This is a genomic window from Paralysiella testudinis (assembly GCF_016894345.1).
Taxonomy (GTDB): Bacteria; Pseudomonadota; Gammaproteobacteria; order Burkholderiales; family Neisseriaceae; genus Paralysiella; species Paralysiella testudinis.
Window position 1 is genome coordinate 134,963 of record NZ_CP069798.1, and the last position, 20,889, is coordinate 155,851.

Annotated in this window: 21 protein-coding genes; 1 reads left to right on the forward strand and 20 read right to left on the reverse strand. The window is 53.8% G+C overall.

Going from position 1 to position 20,889, the window contains the following annotated elements:
• Window positions 1–2: 2 nt before the first annotated feature.
• The 19 genes from JQU52_RS00635 to JQU52_RS00725 all read right to left on the reverse strand — a co-directional run bounded on the left by JQU52_RS00635 (window position 3) and on the right by JQU52_RS00725 (window position 17,752).
• Entirely contained in the window at window positions 3–440 is a 438-nt protein-coding gene (locus tag JQU52_RS00635; RefSeq protein ID WP_230339286.1) for an acyl-CoA thioesterase, read from the reverse strand.
• Window positions 406–1,377 carry an LpxL/LpxP family acyltransferase gene (locus tag JQU52_RS00640; protein WP_230339287.1) on the reverse strand — a complete coding sequence of 324 codons (972 nt, stop codon included), beginning with the start codon at window positions 1,375–1,377 and terminating at the stop codon, window positions 406–408. The genes JQU52_RS00635 and JQU52_RS00640 overlap by 35 nt, the downstream gene beginning before the upstream one ends.
• Complete coding sequence (locus JQU52_RS00645) at window positions 1,374–2,093, reverse strand: glycosyltransferase family 2 protein (RefSeq protein ID WP_230339288.1); 720 nt, start codon at window positions 2,091–2,093, stop codon at window positions 1,374–1,376. The genes JQU52_RS00640 and JQU52_RS00645 overlap by 4 nt, the downstream gene beginning before the upstream one ends.
• Complete coding sequence (locus JQU52_RS00650) at window positions 2,090–3,808, reverse strand: AMP-binding protein (RefSeq protein ID WP_230339289.1); 1,719 nt, start codon at window positions 3,806–3,808, stop codon at window positions 2,090–2,092. Before JQU52_RS00650 ends, JQU52_RS00645 begins: the two co-directional genes overlap by 4 nt.
• 34 nt (window positions 3,809–3,842) lie before the next feature.
• Window positions 3,843–4,442, reverse strand: coding sequence for a COG4648 family protein (locus JQU52_RS00655; RefSeq protein WP_230339290.1), 600 nt, complete (start codon window positions 4,440–4,442; stop codon window positions 3,843–3,845).
• Window positions 4,412–4,669 (reverse strand): acyl carrier protein, encoded by a 258-nt coding sequence (locus JQU52_RS00660; protein ID WP_230339291.1) that lies wholly within the window; start codon window positions 4,667–4,669, stop codon window positions 4,412–4,414. The genes JQU52_RS00655 and JQU52_RS00660 overlap by 31 nt, the downstream gene beginning before the upstream one ends.
• A gap of 13 nt (window positions 4,670–4,682) precedes the next feature.
• Window positions 4,683–4,946 (reverse strand): phosphopantetheine-binding protein, encoded by a 264-nt coding sequence (locus tag JQU52_RS00665; RefSeq protein WP_230339292.1) that lies wholly within the window; start codon window positions 4,944–4,946, stop codon window positions 4,683–4,685.
• Window positions 4,943–5,704 carry a lysophospholipid acyltransferase family protein gene (locus JQU52_RS00670; protein ID WP_230339293.1) on the reverse strand — a complete coding sequence of 254 codons (762 nt, stop codon included), beginning with the start codon at window positions 5,702–5,704 and terminating at the stop codon, window positions 4,943–4,945. Before JQU52_RS00670 ends, JQU52_RS00665 begins: the two co-directional genes overlap by 4 nt.
• 5 nt (window positions 5,705–5,709) lie before the next feature.
• Window positions 5,710–6,456, reverse strand: coding sequence for a beta-ketoacyl synthase chain length factor (locus tag JQU52_RS00675; RefSeq protein WP_230339294.1), 747 nt, complete (start codon window positions 6,454–6,456; stop codon window positions 5,710–5,712).
• A 69-nt stretch (window positions 6,457–6,525) separates the two neighbouring features.
• Window positions 6,526–8,415: a 1-deoxy-D-xylulose-5-phosphate synthase gene (dxs, locus tag JQU52_RS00680; RefSeq protein ID WP_230339295.1), complete on the reverse strand. Its 1,890-nt coding sequence runs from the start codon at window positions 8,413–8,415 to the stop codon at window positions 6,526–6,528.
• Between the two features lie 291 nt (window positions 8,416–8,706).
• The gene (locus tag JQU52_RS00685) at window positions 8,707–9,483 is read right to left on the reverse strand and encodes a DUF5984 family protein (RefSeq protein ID WP_230339296.1); all 777 of its coding nucleotides are present in this window, start codon (window positions 9,481–9,483) and stop codon (window positions 8,707–8,709) included.
• A gap of 70 nt (window positions 9,484–9,553) precedes the next feature.
• Complete coding sequence (gene rlmH / locus JQU52_RS00690; RefSeq protein WP_230339297.1) at window positions 9,554–10,024, reverse strand: 23S rRNA (pseudouridine(1915)-N(3))-methyltransferase RlmH; 471 nt, start codon at window positions 10,022–10,024, stop codon at window positions 9,554–9,556.
• A gap of 43 nt (window positions 10,025–10,067) precedes the next feature.
• A complete protein-coding gene (locus tag JQU52_RS00695) occupies window positions 10,068–10,649 on the reverse strand; it encodes a DUF1287 domain-containing protein (protein WP_230339298.1) in 582 nt (193 codons plus the stop codon).
• 13 nt (window positions 10,650–10,662) lie between these two features.
• Window positions 10,663–11,187 (reverse strand): hypothetical protein, encoded by a 525-nt coding sequence (locus JQU52_RS00700; RefSeq protein WP_230339299.1) that lies wholly within the window; start codon window positions 11,185–11,187, stop codon window positions 10,663–10,665.
• Between the two features lie 198 nt (window positions 11,188–11,385).
• On the reverse strand, window positions 11,386–11,763 hold the full coding sequence (gene rsfS / locus JQU52_RS00705) for a ribosome silencing factor (RefSeq protein WP_230340496.1): 378 nt from the start codon (window positions 11,761–11,763) through the stop codon (window positions 11,386–11,388).
• A 216-nt stretch (window positions 11,764–11,979) separates the two neighbouring features.
• Window positions 11,980–12,627, reverse strand: a complete 648-nt coding sequence (nadD, locus tag JQU52_RS00710) for a nicotinate-nucleotide adenylyltransferase (RefSeq protein ID WP_230340497.1) — start codon at window positions 12,625–12,627, stop codon at window positions 11,980–11,982.
• 2 nt (window positions 12,628–12,629) lie between these two features.
• The gene (locus JQU52_RS00715; RefSeq protein WP_230339300.1) at window positions 12,630–13,202 is read right to left on the reverse strand and encodes a beta-class carbonic anhydrase; all 573 of its coding nucleotides are present in this window, start codon (window positions 13,200–13,202) and stop codon (window positions 12,630–12,632) included.
• A gap of 112 nt (window positions 13,203–13,314) precedes the next feature.
• Complete coding sequence (locus tag JQU52_RS00720) at window positions 13,315–16,620, reverse strand: calcium-binding protein (protein WP_230339301.1); 3,306 nt, start codon at window positions 16,618–16,620, stop codon at window positions 13,315–13,317.
• Window positions 16,621–17,299: 679 nt separating this feature from the next.
• Window positions 17,300–17,752, reverse strand: a complete 453-nt coding sequence (locus JQU52_RS00725) for a hypothetical protein (protein WP_230339302.1) — start codon at window positions 17,750–17,752, stop codon at window positions 17,300–17,302.
• A gap of 199 nt (window positions 17,753–17,951) precedes the next feature.
• Between JQU52_RS00725 and JQU52_RS00730 the strand changes: the two genes are divergently transcribed.
• Window positions 17,952–18,710 (forward strand): IS5 family transposase, encoded by a 759-nt coding sequence (locus tag JQU52_RS00730; RefSeq protein ID WP_230339303.1) that lies wholly within the window; start codon window positions 17,952–17,954, stop codon window positions 18,708–18,710.
• 427 nt (window positions 18,711–19,137) lie between these two features.
• Here JQU52_RS00730 and JQU52_RS00735 read toward each other — a convergent pair whose 3' ends face one another.
• Window positions 19,138–20,454: an NCS2 family permease gene (locus JQU52_RS00735; RefSeq protein ID WP_230339304.1), complete on the reverse strand. Its 1,317-nt coding sequence runs from the start codon at window positions 20,452–20,454 to the stop codon at window positions 19,138–19,140.
• Window positions 20,455–20,889 lie beyond the last annotated feature (435 nt).

Below are 20,889 nucleotides of genomic sequence, written 5' to 3' on the forward strand. Positions count from 1 at the left end.
TTTCAGGCAGCCTGAGCTGCCAAATAATGTTTTACCGCCTGCTGCCATGAATCCGGCGTTTGGAACTGCATTTCGCCGTTGTCCAAGCGCACGGCCACTTGGGTGGTGCTGGCGCGGGTGAGTTTGCGCCCGCTGTGGCTGTCGTAAATCACATAGTCCAATTTCAGGCAGCTTTCGTATTCCACCAGCTGCACTTCCACGCGGATTGGCTGGCCAAAACGCGCCGCTTGCACGTATTTGAGCTGCATCTGCACCACCGGCCAGCCGTGGCCGTGTGCGCGCATGGTGGTGTAGTTGTAGCCCAGCGCATCCAGAAACGCACAACGCGCCAGCTCCAAGTATTTCACATAATGGCCGTGCCAAACGATGTGCATGCTGTCGACATCGAAAAACGGCACCGTCAGCTCAGTGTTGTGGCGGCAATAAATGGTTTTGGCCATCGGCTTCGTCACCCCAGAAATCATAAAAATTAAACCATTGCAGCGGCACCACCGCGCATTCCGCCGCTAAGCGGTGGGCAAAGCTTTGCGCCAATGCGGCCACGGTGGCGGCGCGGGCTTGTTTGCGCCCGTCGGGCACGGCGCTGAAATGCTCCAAGCGCAAACGATATTGGCCGTTGATTTTGCTGCAAAACACACTCACCAACGGCGCTTTGAGCAAACACGCCAACAGCCACGGCCCTTGCGGCATCAAGGCGCGCTGCCCTAAAAAGTCCACTGCCACGGTTTTTTCGCCGCGTACCGGCACTCGGTCGGCGGCAATGGCAATCCATTCACCCGCCTGCAAACGCCGGTGCAAATCCAGCATCAGCGCGGCATCCAAATCGCTGACTTGAATTAGGCGGATGTCGTTGGCACCGGCTTCTTTTAGGGCGCGGTTAAATGCTTCGGCATGGCGGCTGTGCACCAGTACATTGAGCACAAAGCCTTGGTGGTGATCCACCAAAGCGCGGCACACTTCCATATTGCCCACATGCGAGCACACCAGCACATGGCCGTGGCCGCCACCGGCGGCGCTGCGGCGAACGGCGGCATACACATTGTCCGGGTCTTCCACCCGCAAATCGGCATAGCGGATTTGGCGCTGCCACACGGCAAAGCGGTCGGTAATGGCTTCGCCAAAGGTGACAAACTGGCGCCATACCGGCCTTTCAGGCAGCCTTAAATGCGGAAATGCCGCCGTTAAGCGTGCTTGATAACGGGCGATGTGGCGCCGCTGTGCCGGGGCAGTAAGGTAAAAATAAGCCACCACCACCCGCACGCACAGGCGCAACAGCCAAGCCGGGCAATGGCACACCAGCCACGCGGTGAGCCGCAAAAAAAACGGCGTGCCGCGCTCGGTTTGCGCTGCCCAGTGTTGCGGTTGGGCGGCGTTCATGGTTTGCCGCCCATGCGTTGCCACAACATGGCAAAAAACAGCCGTGCATGCATTTTGGAAATCAGCCAGTTGTCGCGCCAAACACGAAAATGCGACACGCCTTGGGCGCTGTAACGCACAGGCGTGGGCACCCATACCATCGGCACACCGGCCCAATAGAGGCGCACCAGAATATCGGTGTCGAAATCCATGCGCTCGCCCATTGGGTGGCGCTGCATCAAGGCTTGCACCGGCGCCAAGGGATAAAGGCGGAAACCGCACATGCCGTCGCGGATATCGTGGCTGCCGGTGTTCACCCAAATCCAAAAATTGGTGATTTTGCGGCCATAGAGCCGTGATTTGGGCGCATCCGCACCATACACCGGCTCGGCACACACCACTGCTTCAGGCTGTCTGAACGCGGCTTGCAGCAATTTTTGCGCATCGGCCAATTGGTGTTGGGCGTCGGCATCCACCTGCAACACGTGGCTGTGACCAGCGGCGGCCGCAGCGGTAAAGCCGCTTTTTACTGCCGCACCTTTGCCGCCGTTTTGTGCCCGCCACACCACTTGGATTTGCGCATCGGCGGCGGCCAAATCGCGTAATATTTGCTGCGCGGCAGGCTCGGAGCCATCGTCCACAATCAGCACAGGCAGGCCTTGCGCGCGCATCGCCTGCGCCACTTGCCCCACGGTGGCGGCATGGTTGTAATGCGGAATTAAGGCCACCACGTTCATGCCTGCTTATCCTTTGTACTGGCAAACACCACGCGGCCGCTGGCGCACACGGCGCTGCCGTTATCCAGCTTAAACAGCAGTTTTTGCTTGTCGGCTTGCCAGTGCAAGTGCAGATTCACCGTATCGGCCGGGCGCAAAAACTGTTGGTATTTGAGGTTTTCCACCCGCGCTACCGGCGCAGCCAAGCCCAAAGCCTGGCGGGCTTGCGCCAGCGCCCATTGCAATTGCACCACGCCAGGCACCAGCGGAAAGGTGTCGAAATGGCCACTGAAATAGCGTAAATCCAGCGGCACCACGGCGTGAAAATGCATTTCGTCGGCATGGTCGCATTGGCCGGGCTGCCAAAGCGGCGCCAGCGGGCGTTGCGCCAAAGCGGCGCTAAAATCGGCCGCCGCCAGCTTACCTTGGCTGTTGCGTGGCAAAGTGGTATCGAAACGCCAATGGCGCGGCCTGGCCACCGCATCTTGGCTGTGCGCCAGCTGTTGCTGCAAAGCCGCCACCACCGCAGCGCGGCCTTGTGCGCACCAAGCGGCCACACCGGCGCCATTGAGCGCCACCCATGCCGCCACCCGCCGCCGCGTTGGGTGTACGCCGCAATGGGCATCGGCCACCCACGGGTGTTGCAGCAGGCTGTGCTCGATTTGGGTGAGCGACACGCGTTTATCGGCCAGCTTAATGATGCGGTCTTGACGCCCCAGCAGTTCAAAGCTGTTTGCATCGGCGCTGATTTGCACCGCATCGGCGGTTTGCTGCCAGCCGCCGCTCCACGGCGACTGCACCCGCAACACGCCTTCGGCATCGGTTTCGTGCGCCAGCGCGGCAAAAAAACGCCACGGCTGCGGATATCGCCGCTGGGCAATCACCCCGGTTTCGGTGCTGCCGTAAATTTCCTGCACCGCTTGCGGCAAACGGCTGGCCAACGCCGCCGCGGTCGTTTCCGGCAAGGCGCCACCGGCACTAAACACCTGCACCACTTGGGCGGCCAAGTTTTCAGGCAGCCCATGGGTGGCCAGCGCGGTAAGCAAGGTGGGGCTGGCCACCCACACGCAAGGCCCCACCGCCGCCGTGGCTTCCAGCAGGCTTTCCGGATAAACGCATTGTTGGCGCCACAGCGGCCAACCCGCACACAGCGCCAACACAATGCGGAAAGTAAGCCCATACAGATGTTGCGGCGCCACGCTGCCCACCACCACGGTGCCCGGCGCGGGCAAAGCCCACGTTTGCTGCAAGGCGGTGGCTTCGGCCTGCAATTGCGCCAGAGTTTTGCTCACCACCTGAGCTTGGCCGCTGGAGCCGGAGGTTTTCAAATATACCGGCATATCTAGGCACAACGGCGTTTCACGGCCGTAAAGGCTGCCTGAAAGCGCCGTTTCGCTGTTTTCATCCCAACACCACATCGGTTTGGCGGCTTCAGGCAGCGCCACATCGGCCAGCCACACATCGGCAGCGTCATCCGCCCATTGGCGGTTGTCTGCCGCCAGATTGGGCGGTAGATAAACCGCTACGCGGGCATGGGCGCAGGCGAGCAAGGCGCTGGCAAACCGGGCGGCATCGTCAAACCACAAGGCGGCGCTGCGATGCTTGGCCGCCTGCAGGCGTGCACTCAGGCTTAAGGCGGCCTGCACAAAATCGGCACGCGGCCAATGGGGTGCCACCGCCACCGGTGGTGCCGCTTCGTTACTGTTTTGCAACAGCTGCGCAAAATCACAGCCCATACTTCCCTTATCTTTCTTCTTGATTTAATGCAGCCTAATGCCCCTCAGCCGCGCCATGCACATGCCGCAAGCGGCGGCGACACAGCCACTCGAGCACAAACAAAACGCCCATCAGCACATAAGCCAACACACCGGTATACCATGCCCACGCCTGCCAGGCTTGGGCCAATACCAAAGCTGCGGCAACACCGCCGTTGAATACAAAAAAAGCACACCACACTTGGGTGACGCGGCGGGTGTAAGCCACGGCAGCGGCAGGCAAATCCGGCTCACGTAAGCGTGCCAGCCGCTCAATCAGGCTTTGGCGGGTAAACAGGCTGCCGCCAAACAACAGCAACATCAAGCCGCTCATGCCCACCGGATACCAATACATCGCCGCCGGTTGGTTGAGCAGCCACGCTGCGGCAAAAAAAACCGCCACCACGGCGGCCACGGCACGTTGCCCGCCGGTGGGCGCCCACCAAGCACGCAATATCCACACGGCGGCCATGGCCAATGCCAGCCAGCCAAACAAGCCGCGCTCACGCCCCCAATACCACAGCAGCGGATAGCACACGCTAATCAGCGGCAGCAATACGGCCAGCACGCGGCTGGCCGGCCGGTTTATGGATTGGCGCTGCAGATTTTCTGCCATACCGCTTCCACCACATCATCCACCGTGCGCACACTGCGAAAATCATCGGCCAGCAGTTTATGGCCGGTTTGGCGTTTGATGTGGTCGATTAAATCGATGGCGTCGATGCTGTCGATTTCCAAATCTTCATACAGATTGGCCGTGGGCGTGATGCGCTGCGGCTCGATTTCAAATAATTCCACCAACGCATCGCCAAGCATGGTGTTGATGTTATCGCGGGTTAACATGATGCTTTTCCTTTCAGGCAGCCTGTTGTGCGGCCACAAACGCCGCCAAGGTGGCCACACTGCGGAAATGTTCACGCAAGGCATTGCTGTCGTTTTCCATCTGAAAGCCAAACGCCTTTTGAATCGCCAAGCCCAACTCCAGCGCATCCACCGAATCCAGCCCCAAGCCTTCGTCGCCAAACAACGGCGCTTCGCTGTCAATGTCGGCCGGGGTAATGTCTTCCAGCCCCAGGCTGTCGATAATCAATACTTTAATTTGCTGTTGTAAGTCGTTCATGTGTGGGTTTCCCGATTAAAATAGTCTTCCAAATATTGGTTGAGCCGCCGCGAGGCAATCGGCAACGGTTTTTGCGCCAGCCAGTCTTGCGGGTAGATGTCTTCCCCTACGCTGATCTGATAACAAATCTTAACCTTGGGTATTTTATACCAAGGCTGGCCTTTTTTGAAATTAGGCGGGCTCATGCGGATCACCACCGGCGTAATCACCGCCGCGCTGCGCAGCCCCAGCGATACTGCGCCGCGGTGCAGCCGCACCTGCCCATCCCAGCCGGTGCGCGTGCCTTCGGGGAAAATCAGCAGGCTTTGGCCGCCCTTGAGCACCGCATCCACTTCTTCCAGCAAGGCTTCCGATTCGTCGTTGGGGATATAGGCGCAGGCTTTAATGGGGCTAATCATCACCGGATTGGTTTGCAAATCTTTTTTCACCACACAATTCACATCGCGCACATAGCCCACCATAAACAGCACATCCAGCAAAGAGGGGTGGTTGGCCAAAATAAGCTGTCCCGGCCTGCCCAGCCGCTCAAAGCCGCGCAATTCATACGACAACACCCCAGCCAGCGCCAAATAACGCACAAAAAACCGCCACACCGCCGCCACCAAACGCCGCGCCCGGCGCTGACGCGGCAGATTACCGGCGGTGCTCACCACAGTATAAGGTAACAAAACCAATTTAAATAGCAGGCCGACCACGCCAAACACCACAAAGCCCAGCAAGGTGAAGACAAAGCGGCGTAACCAGTCTAGCTGTTGCATGGGTTTCATCCTGAATATTGCCACAACCAATTGCGGGTTTGATAAGGCTGCCTGAACGCCACCGCGGCCGGGGTTTGATATTGCGCCTGCAGCCAATTCAAAGCGCCCCAATAGGGCAATACATCATGATGCTCAGATGCGATTGGCGCAGGCTGACACGACAAGCGCCAATCGCCACCCGCACGCACCACAAACGCCGCCGCATACGCCAAGGGCGCACGCACCACCGACACCACATCGTATTGCGCCAGTAAAGGCTCGTCGACCACCAACACCAGCACCGATTCGGCACCGTCGCACAACAAGGCGTAGGCTTCGGCAAAAGCGGTTTCAAAGCCGTCTTCGGCCACGCACAAGGCCGTGCCTTCGCTCATGTCGCCGCGCAACATCGACCATTGCCCCAATAAGGCATTGTGTACCGATAAACCAAACGAGGTGGGCGACACTTCCTTATCTCGCAACAGCGACAACCACAGCTCAAAGCTGCGGTTGATTTCGCCATCGTGCGAGGCAAACACCACCGGGCAAGGCTGCTGTGCATCCAGCAGCGGCCAGGCCGCATCAAACAGCAAACGCGCCGCCGCACCCAAACGGCGCCGCTGCAAGGCCGGTAAAAACGGCAAGGCCGGTTTGTGCTCGGGCATGGCTTCGGCCAGCGCCGGGTTTTGCGCCCACGCCCGCCACGCAGCTTCATCGGCCATCTTATTGCTCACCGCCCGCCAACGGGCAATGGAAAAAGTGAATTCGTTCATACAATCAATATACGCGCAGGCTGCCTGAAGCGGTTTCAGGCAGCCTGTCCTGGTTAAGATGCAATAAGCTTAAACCGTGGCTTGCGCAGCCAACCACTGCTCGGCTTGCGTACGGATGCCTTCGGCGTTCAAACCCAAATCGGCCAGCAGCTTAGCCGGATCGCCGTGTTCGGTGACGGTGTCGGCAATGCCCAGCAGCAGCACCGGCTTGGTGATGCCGTGCTTGGCCAAGGCTTCCAGCACCGCGCTGCCGGCGCCGCCTTGGATGCTGTTTTCTTCTACAGTAACCAAATAATCGTGGGTGGCGGCCAGTTGCAGCAGCAAATCTTCGTCCAGCGGTTTCACAAAACGCATATCGGCCACGCTGGCATTCAGCGCTTCAGCCGCTTGCAGTGCCGGTGCCACCATGCTGCCAAAGGCCACCAAGGCCACGGTTTCGCCTTGGCGCCGCAGCACACCTTTGCCCACCGCCACGGTGTCAAGGCTGCCTGAAAGGGCGGCGCCGGTGCCGCTGCCGCGCGGATAGCGCACGGCGGCGGGTTGGTTTAAGGCGTGGCAGGTCGACAACAGCAGGCGGCATTCGGCTTCGTCGCTGGGGGTGGCCACCACCAAATTGGGAATACAGCGCAAAAAGCTCAAATCATAAGCTCCGGCGTGGGTGGGGCCGTCGGCACCCACAATGCCGGCGCGATCGATGGCAAACAGCACTGGCAGGTTTTGCAAAGCCACATCGTGAATCAGCTGGTCGTAGGCGCGTTGCAAAAAGGTGGAATAAATCGCCACCACCGGCTTGGCACCTTCGCAGGCCAAACCGGCGGCAAAAGTAACCGCGTGTTGCTCGGCAATGCCCACATCGAAATAGCGCTCCGGAAAAGCCTGTTCAAACGCCACCAAGCCGCTGCCTTCGCGCATGGCGGGGGTAATCGCCACCAGCTTGGGATCGGCTTTGGCCTGATCAATCAGCCATTGGCCGAACACTTGGGTGTAGGTGGGCTTGGCGGGCGCGGCGGCTTTGGCCGGGCCTTGGCACGGGTCGAACTTGCCCACGGCATGAAAGCCCACCGGGTCGTTTTCGGCCAGCTTGTAGCCCTGCCCTTTTTTGGTGATGATGTGCAGCAGCTGCGGCCCTTTGCGGCTGCGCATGTCTTGCAGCACTTCGGTGAGTTTGAGCACATCGTGGCCGTCTACCGGGCCGCTGTAGCTAAAGCCGAAATTGTTGAACAGCGATAAAGACGGCTGTGTACCGTCGTCGACCATGTGTTTGATTTTATTTTCCACCCGCTGCGCCATGTCCAGCGCACCAGGCAGCATATCGAGCAGCTTTTCCGACTTTTGCTTAAAGCTCTTCACCAGCCCTTTCACATCGCGCACCACATTGCTGGCCAGGTATTTGGGCAAGGCGCCCACATTGGGGGAAATCGACATTTCGTTGTCGTTGAGAATCACCAGCAAGTCGACGTCCATATCACCGGCGTTGTTGAGCGCTTCAAATGCCTGCCCGGCAGTCATGGCACCATCGCCGATAATCGCCACGCTGCGGCGGCCGTTGCCCGCCAGTTTGTCGGCCACCGCCATGCCCAAGGCCGCGCCGATGGAGGTGGAAGAATGGCCTACGCCGAAGTCGTCGTATTCGCTCTCACTGCGTTTGGGGAAACCGGCCAAGCCGCCGTATTGGCGCATGCTGTCCATGCGCGCACGCCGCCCGGTAAGGATTTTGTGCGGATAGCTTTGGTGGCCTACATCCCACACCAGATGGTCTTCGGGGGTGTGGTAAACATAGTGCAGCGCCACGGTGAGCTCCACCGCGCCCAAGTTGCTGGCAAAATGGCCGCCGGTGCGGCAAACCGAATCCAGCAAAAAGGCGCGCAATTCGTCGCTTAGCTGCGGCAGCTGCTGCTTATCGAGGCGGCGCAAGTCTTGCGGCAGGTTGATGGTGTCCAGTAGCGGGGTTGGATTCATGGTGTGGTTTTCTGTTTTTAATTTGGCTGCAGCCTTTCAGGTAGCCTTTATAAGGCTGCCTGAAGAACATCAATTTATCTCAGCCAGCTGCTAAAAGGCTGCCTGAAAATACGGTGCGGCCATTATATAACAAGTGTTTGTGGCTCGGCGGCTTGATTCAGGCGGCGGGGTTGTGGCTTGGTGCATAACTTCGACAGCTAGGATGCTTGCCTATTTACCCAAAGTAGCCAGCTGATTGCCGGGCTTGATGCAGCAATCTATTAAAAAATATGAATGCGCAACTTCAATAAATCAGCCAGCCGTGGTATTTGGAAATGCTTTCAAAATCAAATCCAAGGCCGATTCAGCCTCATCCCAAGGAACATCCGGCTCATTCCGGATTTCAAAATAGCCCTGAAATTCATCTCGCCATGTATCGTGTTGTTGGTATAAATCATGGGTATTCAGCGGGATTTGCGCTTTTGTCTCGCCCTTCTCTATCATGTTAATCCGACGATACATTTCATCCAATAAGCGATCACGAAAAGACCGGCATTCTTTTAAAAATGCTTCCACCGGCAAAGTAAATGACCCGAATTGTGCTTCCCATACCGGTATGCCCTCAATCAAACACGCCGTATTATCCCATCCAACCAAGATATTATCTTTTTGCCGAATAAAACTGATTTGTGGAGATGCCGTTAGGTAGCTGGCCCAGGGGCTGCGCTCACCCAGCCAACGAAATGCCTCATAATATGCATTATGTTCAGCAGATTGCGCTTGTAGTCTACGTAAGCCGATCCAATCATCGGCGATATGGTGTAAAAACTTTGGCAGCGGCGTGATTGCCGGAGCAACACAGCCCAGAATATCTCTTGCAAATGCGGCCAGCTGATAATCCGCGTCTTTTTCAGCAATTTCCCAATAAGATAAAATCGCGTCCGTATACCGGAAAAGAATGCTTGAGCCTGCATTGATTCTAAACTGCCCATCTGTTAACGCAAACCAGCTCAATGATAAATCAGGTGCCTCACCCCAAGGGGAAATTTCTGCAACCGGTTTTAACTCAAATTCAAATAAAGCCATCATCGCCTTACCTCAAACAAAATCATGCGCCTGCAAAATGCGGTTGCCAACGCGGCGGCATCTACCCCAGCGGCTATTCACGGTGATAAGGATGGTTGTGCAATATCGACACCGCACGATAAAGCTGCTCGGTAAGCAGCACGCGCACCATGCCGTGCGGTAAGGTGAGGCTGGAGAGGCGCAGCATCAGGCGGGCTTTTTGTTTGAGCGCGTCGGTCATGCCGTCGGCACCGCCAATCACAAAGCACACGTTGATGCCTTGCTGCTGCCAGTCTTGCAGGTAGCCTGCCAACTCCATCGATGTGGGCGCGCGGCCGCGTTCGTCGAGCACCACCAAATACGCGCCTGCCGGAATGGCATCGACAATGCGCTTTTCTTCGGCGGCCATGCCTTGCGCCGCATTCACGCCGGCGCCGCGTTTTTCCGGTTTGATTTCTTTCAGGGTGTAGTGGATATCGCGGCCAAAGCGTTTGGCGTATTCGGCCACCGCTTCGTCTACCCAGCGCGGCATTTTGCTGCCCACGGCCAATACGGTGATGTTCATGCGGTTAAAATCGGTTTCTGGCTTGGAAGCAAATCATTGTTGCTCACTTTAAGTAGCGGAAATGGCCTTTAAGCGGATACGCAAACAACACATTTTCTTCTCGCGTGCCGCGGCCGATGTTGTGGATAATCAAAGGCGTACCATCGGCGGCGCGTTTGTCGGACACAATACCAATGTGGGGCAGATTGCTTTGCGGCAGCCGCCAGGTAACGATGTCGCCCGCTTTAAAGGTGGTTTTGTCGCTTAACGACAGGCTTTGGCCGTGACGGCGGAAAAACACCTCCAAATTGGGCACGCGGCGATGGTCGATATTGCCATCCGGCTTTTGTAAGCCCCAAGTTTTCGGATACGCCGCCCACGCGGTTTTCATGTCTTTGTTGACCAAGGCTTGTAAATCCACGCCTTGCCCGCGCAAGGCGCGAATCACCACATCGGTGCACACGCCGGTGCTCAGCGGCACATCGCCCATGGGAAAAGCGATTTTGCGGTAGGCCGGGTCATAACTCATGGTCACGCCGATTTGGCCGCGGGCATCGCGCACCAGCTGCTGCGGCCGGATTTCGGCCAAGGCCGGTGTGCCCACCAATAACAGCACCAAAAATAAACCGATGGTGTTGGTTTTCATTGCTTATTCCATCTTAAGCCAAATCGGCCGCAAACACCGTCCACACATGGCCTTTGCTGTCTTCCAGCCGCACGGTGAGCGCATCGAAGCCGTCTGCCTGTGCATCCGCCTGCGCAAGCCAGCTGCCGTCAGCCAATTGCACCTCACCTTGCGGGTTGGCAGCAAATGCGCTGGCCTCAGCGGCAAAATCGATGTTGTAGCCCAGCTGCAAGTGGATGCGGTAGACATCATCGCTGTAGCGCCACAAACGCGGCTGTGCGGGCGCGGCGTGGGGATGGTGTTCGCAAAACACGGCTTCGTAGCCATGCTGGCTGCCATCAAAAAACAAGGCGCTGGCACCGGCGGGCGTGGCGGCCACCAAGCGTACGCTGTCAGCCGGATTATCGGCCAAGGGCTGCACGGTGTTGTTGATTAAGGTGCCGTAAAACCACAGTTGTAGCCACGCTTCGCCGTGCAAACGCAAGTGGCAATGCACGGCGGTGGCGCTGCGTTGGTCGACACGGGCAAGCGGGCGCAGATGGCGGGGCAACGGCATCATGGTCAATAATACCCATTCTACAAAATAACCTAACTGCGTTGGCTCGCCTTGTTGTATACCGATGCTGCCTGCGGCTCGCCGCCTTGTTATGTGATTTTATAGAATGGGTGGGTATAAAGGCTGCCTGAAAATAGCAGAGTTGTCCTGTTTAATAACTGGCGTTAATCAGACCTACGGTTGAATACGCTATACAGCCGCTTAATCGGCCGCATGCCAAGGTTTGGCGGCACCGGCGTGGAAAGAAGGCTTCTCGCCGCCCCACAACGCTTCGATGTCGTAGTAGTCGCGCACGGCCGGCTGCATCACATGCACCACCACATCGCCTGCATCCACCAGCGCCCATTCGCCGCTGTCGGTGCCTTCGGTGCTGATGATGTCGAAACCGGCGGCTTTCAAATCCACCGCCACATTGTTGGTGAGCGCTTTCACTTGGCGGGTGCTGTCGCCGCTGGCCACAATCATGCGTGCAAACAAGGCGGTTTTTTTGCTGGTATCCAGCACGGCAATGTCTTTGGCTTTGATGTCTTCCAGCGCATTCACGGCCACGGCCACCATTTTTTCTACATCAGTAGCCATAGCGGCTGTATTTAAGGGTTCGGTCATTAGGTTATTCCTGTTTTGTTAATTATCTTAATTATATATATAGTGGTTTAAATTTAAATTAAGACAAGGCGGCGAGCCGCAGACAGTACAGATAGTACGGCAAGGCGAGCCAACGCAGTATTAGTTTAAATTTAATCCACTATAAAATGAAATTCTTTCCGGCAGCCTCAAAGGCTGCCTGAAATAGGGTTATGAACGATACAAGCCGTGTTCGCCAATATAAGCCGCCACGCCCGGCGGCAAATCGGCCGCCACGCCAGCGCCCTGCCCTGCCGCATAGGCTTTGCGGATGGTGGTGGCACTTAAGGGCGACAACGGCGCTTGCAGCAAATGCAGTCGCCCACCGTCGCGGCCATCCGGGCTATTTTGCGCTTTGGCCAACGCATGCGGCAGCCAAGTATGCAAAGTGGGGCTTACTTGGCTTAAGCTGTCGCGCCCACGCGCGGCCACGGCGATATTAACGCTGTCGAGCAAGGCTTGATAACGATGCCAAGTGTGAATATTGAGCAGCGAATCCATGCCCAGCAGCCACCATAATTGCGCCTGCGCAAAAGCCTGGCGGAAAATTTGCACGGTATCAAAAGTATACGTTGCCCCTTTGCGCAACACATCGCAATCGGATACGGCAAAGCGCGGTTCATCGGCAATCGCCAATTCCACCATCGCCAGCCGCTGTGCAGCCGCCGTGCGCGCGGGCGCATCGCGGTGGTAAGGCTCGCCCGCCGGGATAAACACCACGGTGTCCAGCGCCAGCTCATCGGCAAACGCGCGGGCAATGTGCACATGGCCGTTGTGAATGGGGTCGAAAGTGCCGCCAAACAGGCCGATGCGCGACATGCTCATATCGCGCACTCGGTGTGGCCGTCTACCACCACGGTGAGTTTGCCGGTGGTGGGATGAATCACCATCCCGTGCACGGCGATATTGGCGGGCATCAGCGGGTGCTTGCGCACCATGTTCACCGAATGGCGCACGCTGTCTTCCACATTATCAAAGCCGGTGAGCCAGCCGTCCAAATCGATGCCGGCATTGCGCAAGGTTTCGATGCGCTCGTCGCTGATGCCTTTGTCGCGCATTTTGTCGAGCATGGCCAAGGAATTCAGCCCGCGCATACCGCAATCGTGGTGCGCAATCACCATAATTTCGGTGACTTTCAGCTCAAACACCGCCACCAACAAGGAGCGCATCACCGAGCCCCAAGGGTGGCTCACAATGGCGCCGGCATTTTTAATCAGCTTGGCATCGCCGTTTTTCAGCCCCAGCGCGCGCGGCAGCAAATCCAGAATGCGCGCGTCCATACACGACAAAATAGCCAGTTGTTTTTCGGGGAATTTATTGGTGAAAAACTGCGCGTATTCGCCTGAGCTGACAAATTCGTCGTTAAACGCCAGAATTTCATTCATCATCGACATGCGTGTGCTCCGAATATTTTTATTGCCGCCATTATACCCGAAGCCGCCACCAACCATCAGGCTGCCTGAAACGGGTTTCAGGCAGCCTGTTTAAGCTACAGCCAATGTGGGATTATACATTCATAGCGCTTACAAAATTCCCGTATGCCCATTTTGCGGCCAATATTGATTTTCCGTACCCAATTGCTGCGCATACTGCTGCATCTGCTCCGGCACGCTCAAGCTGTCGTTTTGGCCGGGTGCAAACGCCGCCATCGCATTCACTAAGTTTTGCACCTGCTGGGCCCGCCAACACCGCGCCGTTGTCCAAACGGATGGTTTCAATTTGGTTGGGGTTGCCGAAGAACCATAAAAATTGGTTTTCAATGGTGACTTTATCATTGCTGCCCAACACGGAAATCTCCAGATGATTGCCTTGGCGGGTAAACCATAAATCTTGCTGTGCCAATCCTTTGAACTGCAAGCTGTCGTTTTGGCCACCGCTGTCGTAAATGCGGTCTTGGCCATCGCCTTTGCCAAACACATAGGTGTCGTCGCCAAAGCTGCCTTCCAAACGGTCGTTGCCTTTGCCGCCAATCAGGGTTTCGTTGCCCCAGCGGCCAATCAGGTGTTCATCGTGGGCTTGGCCGATTAGGGTGGCGTTGTCGATGCTGGCGCGCAATACGCTGCTGTCGCTATTGCCCAACTCTTCTATGGGCAGGGTTTTGCCGATTCGGGCTGCCTGAACGGTTTGGTCGCTGAATTCGATGGTTTTGATATTGCCGCCACCGATGCGGAAGAAGTCTTTTACCACCACGGCATCATCACCGTGGTAGCCGGTGATGGTGAGGTTGTTGCCGTGTTTTTGGAAATGGGCTTCGGCCAAAGCCACGTTGTTAAAGCGGATGTGGTCTTTTACATCGCCAAACAATAAAGTGCCGGGATCAACAAAGTCGTAGCCGTCGCCTTTGTTGAAAATATAGGTGTCTTTGTCTTGCGAGCCAATCAAGATGTCGTTGCCTTTGCCGCCGATTAAGGTGTTGTTGCCCAAGCCGCCAATCAATTTGTCTTCGCCGTCTGCGCCAATCAATTTGTCTTCGCCGTCTGCGCCAATCAAGGTGTCGTTGCCGCGACCGCCATAAAGGGTGCTGCCGCTGTTGTAGGCGTAGAGGGTGTCGTCGCCATTGGTGGGGATTTGTACCAAGGCTTTAACCTGTTCAACACCGATTTGACTGCCGTCGGCAAAGCGGATGCCGGTAAGCTGGAAATCGCTATCACCATCGCCATCAAAATAACGCAATACGGTAATTTGGTTGTCGGTGCCAGTCTGTTTAATCAACAAGCTGTTTTCATGGCGGCGGAAGCTTAAGTGATGCTGCTGAATGCCTTCGGTAAATTCAATGATATCGGTATCGGCTTTACCGGGGTTGAAGTTTATTATTTCATCCTGGCCAAAACCTTGACCGAAAACATAAGTATCCGACCCCAAGCCGCCTTGCAGTTTGTCGTTACCGCTGCCGCCCATCAAAATATCGTTGTCATCACCACCATAGAGGATATCATCCCCGGCTCCGCCAATCAGGGTGTCGTTACCATTGCCGCCCTGCAAATCGTCGTTGCCGTTGCCACCGTTTAAAATATCGTTGCCGGCGGCTCCGTAAATCACATCATCGCCATCCAGGCCGTTGATGATGTCGTCGGTGGCGTAGCCGATTAAATGATCATTGCCTGCCGTAGGCTTAATCAATGCTGCAGTAATATCGGATAAGGACAACACTGTGCCGTCTTCAAAGGTAATACGGTCGATATGATGAGTAAACACATCGCCCGCAAACATATTGTTTACGGTAATACTGTCGCCACCTTCTTTCAGCACAATGCGCAGATGATTACCGTTGCGTTCCAGCGCTATGTCTTCTGCACCGATGCCGCCCACAAAAGCAATGGTGTCTTGGCGATTGCTGCCGGTATCGTGGTTGTAAACCACATCATGGCCAAAGCCGCGCGCAAACACATAGGTATCGTTGCCGCTGCCGCCAGTCAAATCGTCATTGCCGCTGCCGCCAATCAATACATCATCACCGGCACCGCCCAGCAACACATCGCGCCCGTTTAACAGGCCGATACCCACCAAAGTATCATCGCCATCACCGCCCTGCTGGGTGCTTAAGGCATTAACCGCCTTATTGCCCAATAAATTCAACCAGGCATCCAATGTGTCTTGTTGGCGGGCATAATCCACATATTCGGTAAACAATTGCACACCTTGCGGCCAAACCTGTAAGCTGCTTTGCATGGATAAAAATTCGCCCAAATCTACAAAGGCCTTTTGTGGATTTTGGGCAAATACATCACCAAAGGCAGCGGCAACGGGAGCGTAGTCTAAACTGAACTGATTGTTTTCAACCTTAAAGCCCACCGCTTCTACATAGGGCTTTAAGCGGGTTTGAAACAACAGGCCTTGGTAAATACTGTCGGACAAAGATTGAAATGCGCTGTGCGCCGAACCATGAAACCGCAAAATATCTGCAGCCGAGGTCACATAGATGGTGCTGGATTTCAGGCCGGTAAAGGCATCCAGTGCCGCAATTTTAATCAGCGTTTGATCAATTGCATCAATATATTCTTTCGGCCAATGCAATATGCCGGTCTCGCGTATTCCATTAGCTTGCCCCGGCGTTAGCCCCACTCCTTCATTATCAGTGCGGATATTTGGTGCTGCAAAATTCACACCGGTGCCATACAGCGGATTGGTTCCCGCCCATTTATGGATTAAATCAGACAACAGCGCCTGCTGCGCTTCTTTGGTATCCGCCTCAGTATAGGCTTTCAATACTGCTGCCAGCTTATCTGATAGCGCCGCCGCCTCGCGCAAATCACGCAAACGACCCAGCCCTTGCAGATTGGCAGCCTGCTTTTGCTCATCGCTCAGCTCAATTGGATCAATATAGCGACTGAACATAGCATCAAAGCGAAAATTCACATCACCCATTTTGGCTTGCTTGCCATCGGCGGTTTCATAGCTGCCGCTTTGCGCCAATACATTGCCATGCCCTAGGCCGGCGCGGGTATTTTGATAGGCCAGATTCAGCGATTGCACCCCCACTGCTTCCAGTGTAAACAATTCATCTGCCTGGCTGATGCCGTCTTGGTTTAAATCACGCCAAACCCGCAATTGATCAAAGCCTTCATCTTCGGCATTCACTTTGCCGTCGCCATTGCGGTCAAATTCGGCCAGTGCGGCAAAACCATGTGCGGCCAAACTGCCGTCGGCCAATATGGTGCTGTCGCCAAACAGTTCGCTGCCGTTGTTGATGATGCCGTCGCCATTGCGGTCGATAACCCAAAAGCCGTCATCGGCACCAAGCCAGCCGGTGGCAGTGCGGATGCCGTTATTATTATGATCAAATAGGGCGCCGCCATAACGGTTGGCAGCCACGGTTTCAATACCGTCGCCGTCGAGATCAAGTACCAGAGGGTCGTAGATATGGTATTTGCCGTCGCGGTTGAACTTGCACCAGTTGTCAACACATTCAAAGCCATTATTTTCTTCTGTTATACGAGAGCCTTCTGATATTTCTCCCCACGGAATCCCATCAGCCTTACCATCTCCTTCGGGATTGTTAGGTTCTAAAGGTATATTAGAGCCAGGAGCCCACGGATCTTGAAATCCTCCTTCTTTAGATTCTGGGAATCCAGCTCGCTTCAAAGCCTCATCTGCTGCTGAATTAGAGTTTTGAGAGGTAGGTTTATATTTATATCCTTCCGAACCAATTTGATCCATTGCTTCAGTAATTTCCCCCCAAGCTTTCGATAAATCACTACCCGTCTGAATAATCTCAGATATATATTCTCGATTGAATCCACGATTATTATCACTGTCGGGATGATCCGGATATTCCGAATTATAAGCCCCGTGAGTAGTATACATACGACCATAGTCACCACTTAGCCCAGATCCATCTTTTTCAGCCCAGCCACTCGCAGCATGTTGATTACCATTTTTATCCGTATACAAAATAAATTTATGATAAAAAGTTTTACCTAGCACAGATCCTATGCTCTTATATACAACTTGCATCGATTCCATATAAATAACCTTTGCATTTAATTAAAATTTACAACGGGAAATGAGTAAAATAAATCACTTTAAATCTAACAACCTCATCTTTATCCTTATTTAAATCTACTTTAATTAATATAGTCCTATGAGTTTTTATAAAAAAATCTTGACTGTAAAAGTTATGTACTGCCGCATATGGATATTCAAGATTTCTTCCAAACCTTATATCTAGCGTATATCCATTTTTTTTTAATTCTTCTGATAGCTCATCAATCTTTTGTCCTACATATATTTTATTAGCAAAATAGCTTGTTACATCTACCCCGTTCTCCGCTCCTAACCCTAGCGGAGTAACTTTTTCATAAATCTCATTTGAAATTTCTTTAAAGCTTCCATCTTTAGTTCTACTCAACAAAATTTCTCCTTTAATATTTTTAATCGTACACAATAACAGAAAACAAAATAATAAAGCTATAATAAAGCGACCAATTATTTTTTTAATCTTCATAAAATATCTCGTCATAAAATATCTCGTCATAAATCATAATTCATGATGTTAGTTCAATTGGAAAAATTTAAAAATGATATACAAAACATGATATTTTCTCCAAAGTAATTAGGTTCTGTTCACAATTACTTGTCATACCCTTGAATAAAAAGAAACGCAGGCATAAAAGGAAGTTCTCACCCTCCCCAATACACCTGCGATGCCCCGTACACTACTCAAAGATGAACATTGGACGAAGCTGTTACCTATTCTGCGTGATTTGGGTATTTATAGCAAACCCAATTTGCGCAGAATTCTTGAAGGCATACTTTACAGAATAAGAACCGGCATACCGTGGCGGGATTTGCCCGAGTATTTCGGCAAGTATCATACTGTTTATACCGCTTATAACCGTTGGTCAGAAAAAGGCATTTTTACTGCAATCTTGAAACAGCTCAGCCAAGAGAGTGACTTGGAGTGGGTAGCCATAGACGGCAGTTATATCCGTGCTCACCAACACTGCGCCGCAGCGCTCAGTACGCAAGAGGATCACGCAATCGGTATGAGCCGAGGCGGCAGAACCAGCAAGATTCATCTGGCTGTAGATGCTGCAGGCAATCCGGTTGAGGTTATCGTTACTGCGGGCAATATCCATGATGTCACCGTTGCACCGGAGCTGCTTGACAACATCAACCTTGCCGAAACTGAGTTGGTTAATGCGGACAAAGGTTACGATTCAGACCGGCTCAGGGAGCAAATAGAGCAAAGCGGTGCGAAAGCCAATATTCCCTATAAAAGCAATAGGGAAGAGAAAAATAAAGACATGGACTGGTATTTATATAAAATCAGGCATTTGGTAGAGAATGCCTTTTGCCGTTTGAAACATTTCCGAGCGATTGCCAGCCGTTACGATAAGCTCAAACGCAACTTCCACAGTACGGTTTTATTGGGGTGCATTGTGATGTGGTTACCTTTATGACAAGTAATTGTGAACAGACCCTAGATAAATCAAATTTAACCTATGTAATTTACACAGGTACATTTAACGTATGGCAATAAAGTTAGCGTGTGGTTTGATGTTGTTTTTGATGCTCTTAGCCGCCAGCTAAAGGTTTGAAAATAAGGCGGGTAAAGTGTGATTTGATTTTTAGTTTTTGAGTTATTTTTTGTAAAAAAATTTGACACAGATTATCACACAGATTTTATTAAGGCAACTACTTTAATGCGATGTACCCGCACGCCAGATGCTCTGATGCAAACCAATATTGCTTCAACATCTTTGCCGTTCAAATTGAAAGCACTATTAAGATAAAGCAAGCAGTTTGATATTGATAGAATATACAAATAAACAGGCTGCCTGAAACAGATTTCAGGCAGCCTGTTTAAGCTACAACAAACGTGGGCTTTTATGCGCCCATAATGGCAAATTTCAGCGCCCACAATACGGCAATAATCCACACCATATACGGCACGTCTTTGGCCTTGCCGCAAGCCAGCTTAATCACTGCATAGCTGATAAAGCCCATGGCAATCCCATCGGCGATGGAGAAGCTAAACGGCATAAACACGGCGGTAAGAAAAGCCGGGGCGGCTTCGGTGATGTCGTTCCAATCGATTTCGGCCAAGCCGCGAATCATCAACACGCCCACATACAGCAGCGCCGGGGCGGTGGCATAGGCCGGTACGCTGGCGGCCAGCGGCGAAAACCACAAGCAGGCGATAAACAACACGCCCACCACCACGGCGGTTAAACCGGTGCGCCCACCCGCAGACACGCCGGAAGCGGATTCGATATAGGCGGTGGTAGACGAAGTGCCCAAGGCAGCACCGGCCACGATGGCGGTGGAGTCGGCAAACAGGGCTTTTTTCAGGCGCGGCAATTTGCCGTTGACCAACAAACCGGCACGGTGCGACACGCCCACCAAGGTGCCGGTGCTGTCGAACAGGTCGACAAAGAAAAACACAAAAATCACCCCCACCATACCGGCGGTGAACAGGTCTTTAAAATCCATCTGCATAAAAGTGGGCGCCAGCGAAGGCATGGCGCCGACAATGCCGTGAAATTGGCTCATGCCCAGCGCCGCCGAAATCAGCGTGACCGCCAGAATACTGATGATGATGGCGCCGCGCACACGGTAGTAATCCAACACCACAATCATAAAAAAGCCCACAAATGCCAGCAAGGCCGCCGGCTCGCGCACATCGCCCAGCCCCACATAAGTGGCCGGATTGGCTACTACAATACCGGCGTTTTTCAACGCAATCAGCGCCAAAAACAGGCCGATACCGGCGGTAATCGACATCTTTAGCGACATCGGCAAGGCATTCACAATGGCCTCGCGGATTTTCATAAAGCTCAGCGCCACAAACAGCAAGCCGGACACAAACACCGCGCCCAAGGCCACTTGCCACGGCACGCCCATGCCTTTGACCACCGCATAGGTGAAATAGGCATTCAAACCCATGCCCGGCGCCAGTGCAATCGGGTAGTTGGCAATCAGCCCCATCATCATGCAGCCGATGGCCGCCGCAATACAGGTGGCCACAAACACCGCACCGTATTCCATGCCCGCTTCCGACAAAATGCTGGGGTTCACCACAATAATGTAGCTCATGGTGAGAAAAGTGGTGAGCCCCGCCAGCACTTCGGTGCGCACACTGCTGCCGTTTTCGCTGATTTTAAAAAACTTGTCCAGAAAGGACGTTGCCGCCGCATTGTTCATACTATCCCCGTAAATCAATTTTGTTATTTAAATGGCTTTAAAGGCTGCCTGAAAAAATCAATCTATCCCAGGCTGTAATTTTTACAAAATCCCACTTATGTCGCACCCGCGCAGGCGGGTGCCCAGTGCAAAGCCGCGCTTTGCTCGTTGCTCATTTTTTAAAAAATTCTAATCAATCAATGACAAAATGATGTGCTTCAGTTTCATTTCACTTTTTAACGGCTTAACTGAAGCTATGCTTCAGACTGGGCTCCTGCCTACGCAGGAGCGACAACGCCCAGATTGGCAAAGCAATCAGGCTGCCTGAAAAGCAGACGCAATTATAATCCCGTGCCCACACTATGCCCGCGCTTTTTGCTGCCTTGCAGCAAAAATAAATACCGCTGTTGCACGGCATACACACCCAGCCATCAAAATGCAATATCCCCGCCGCAA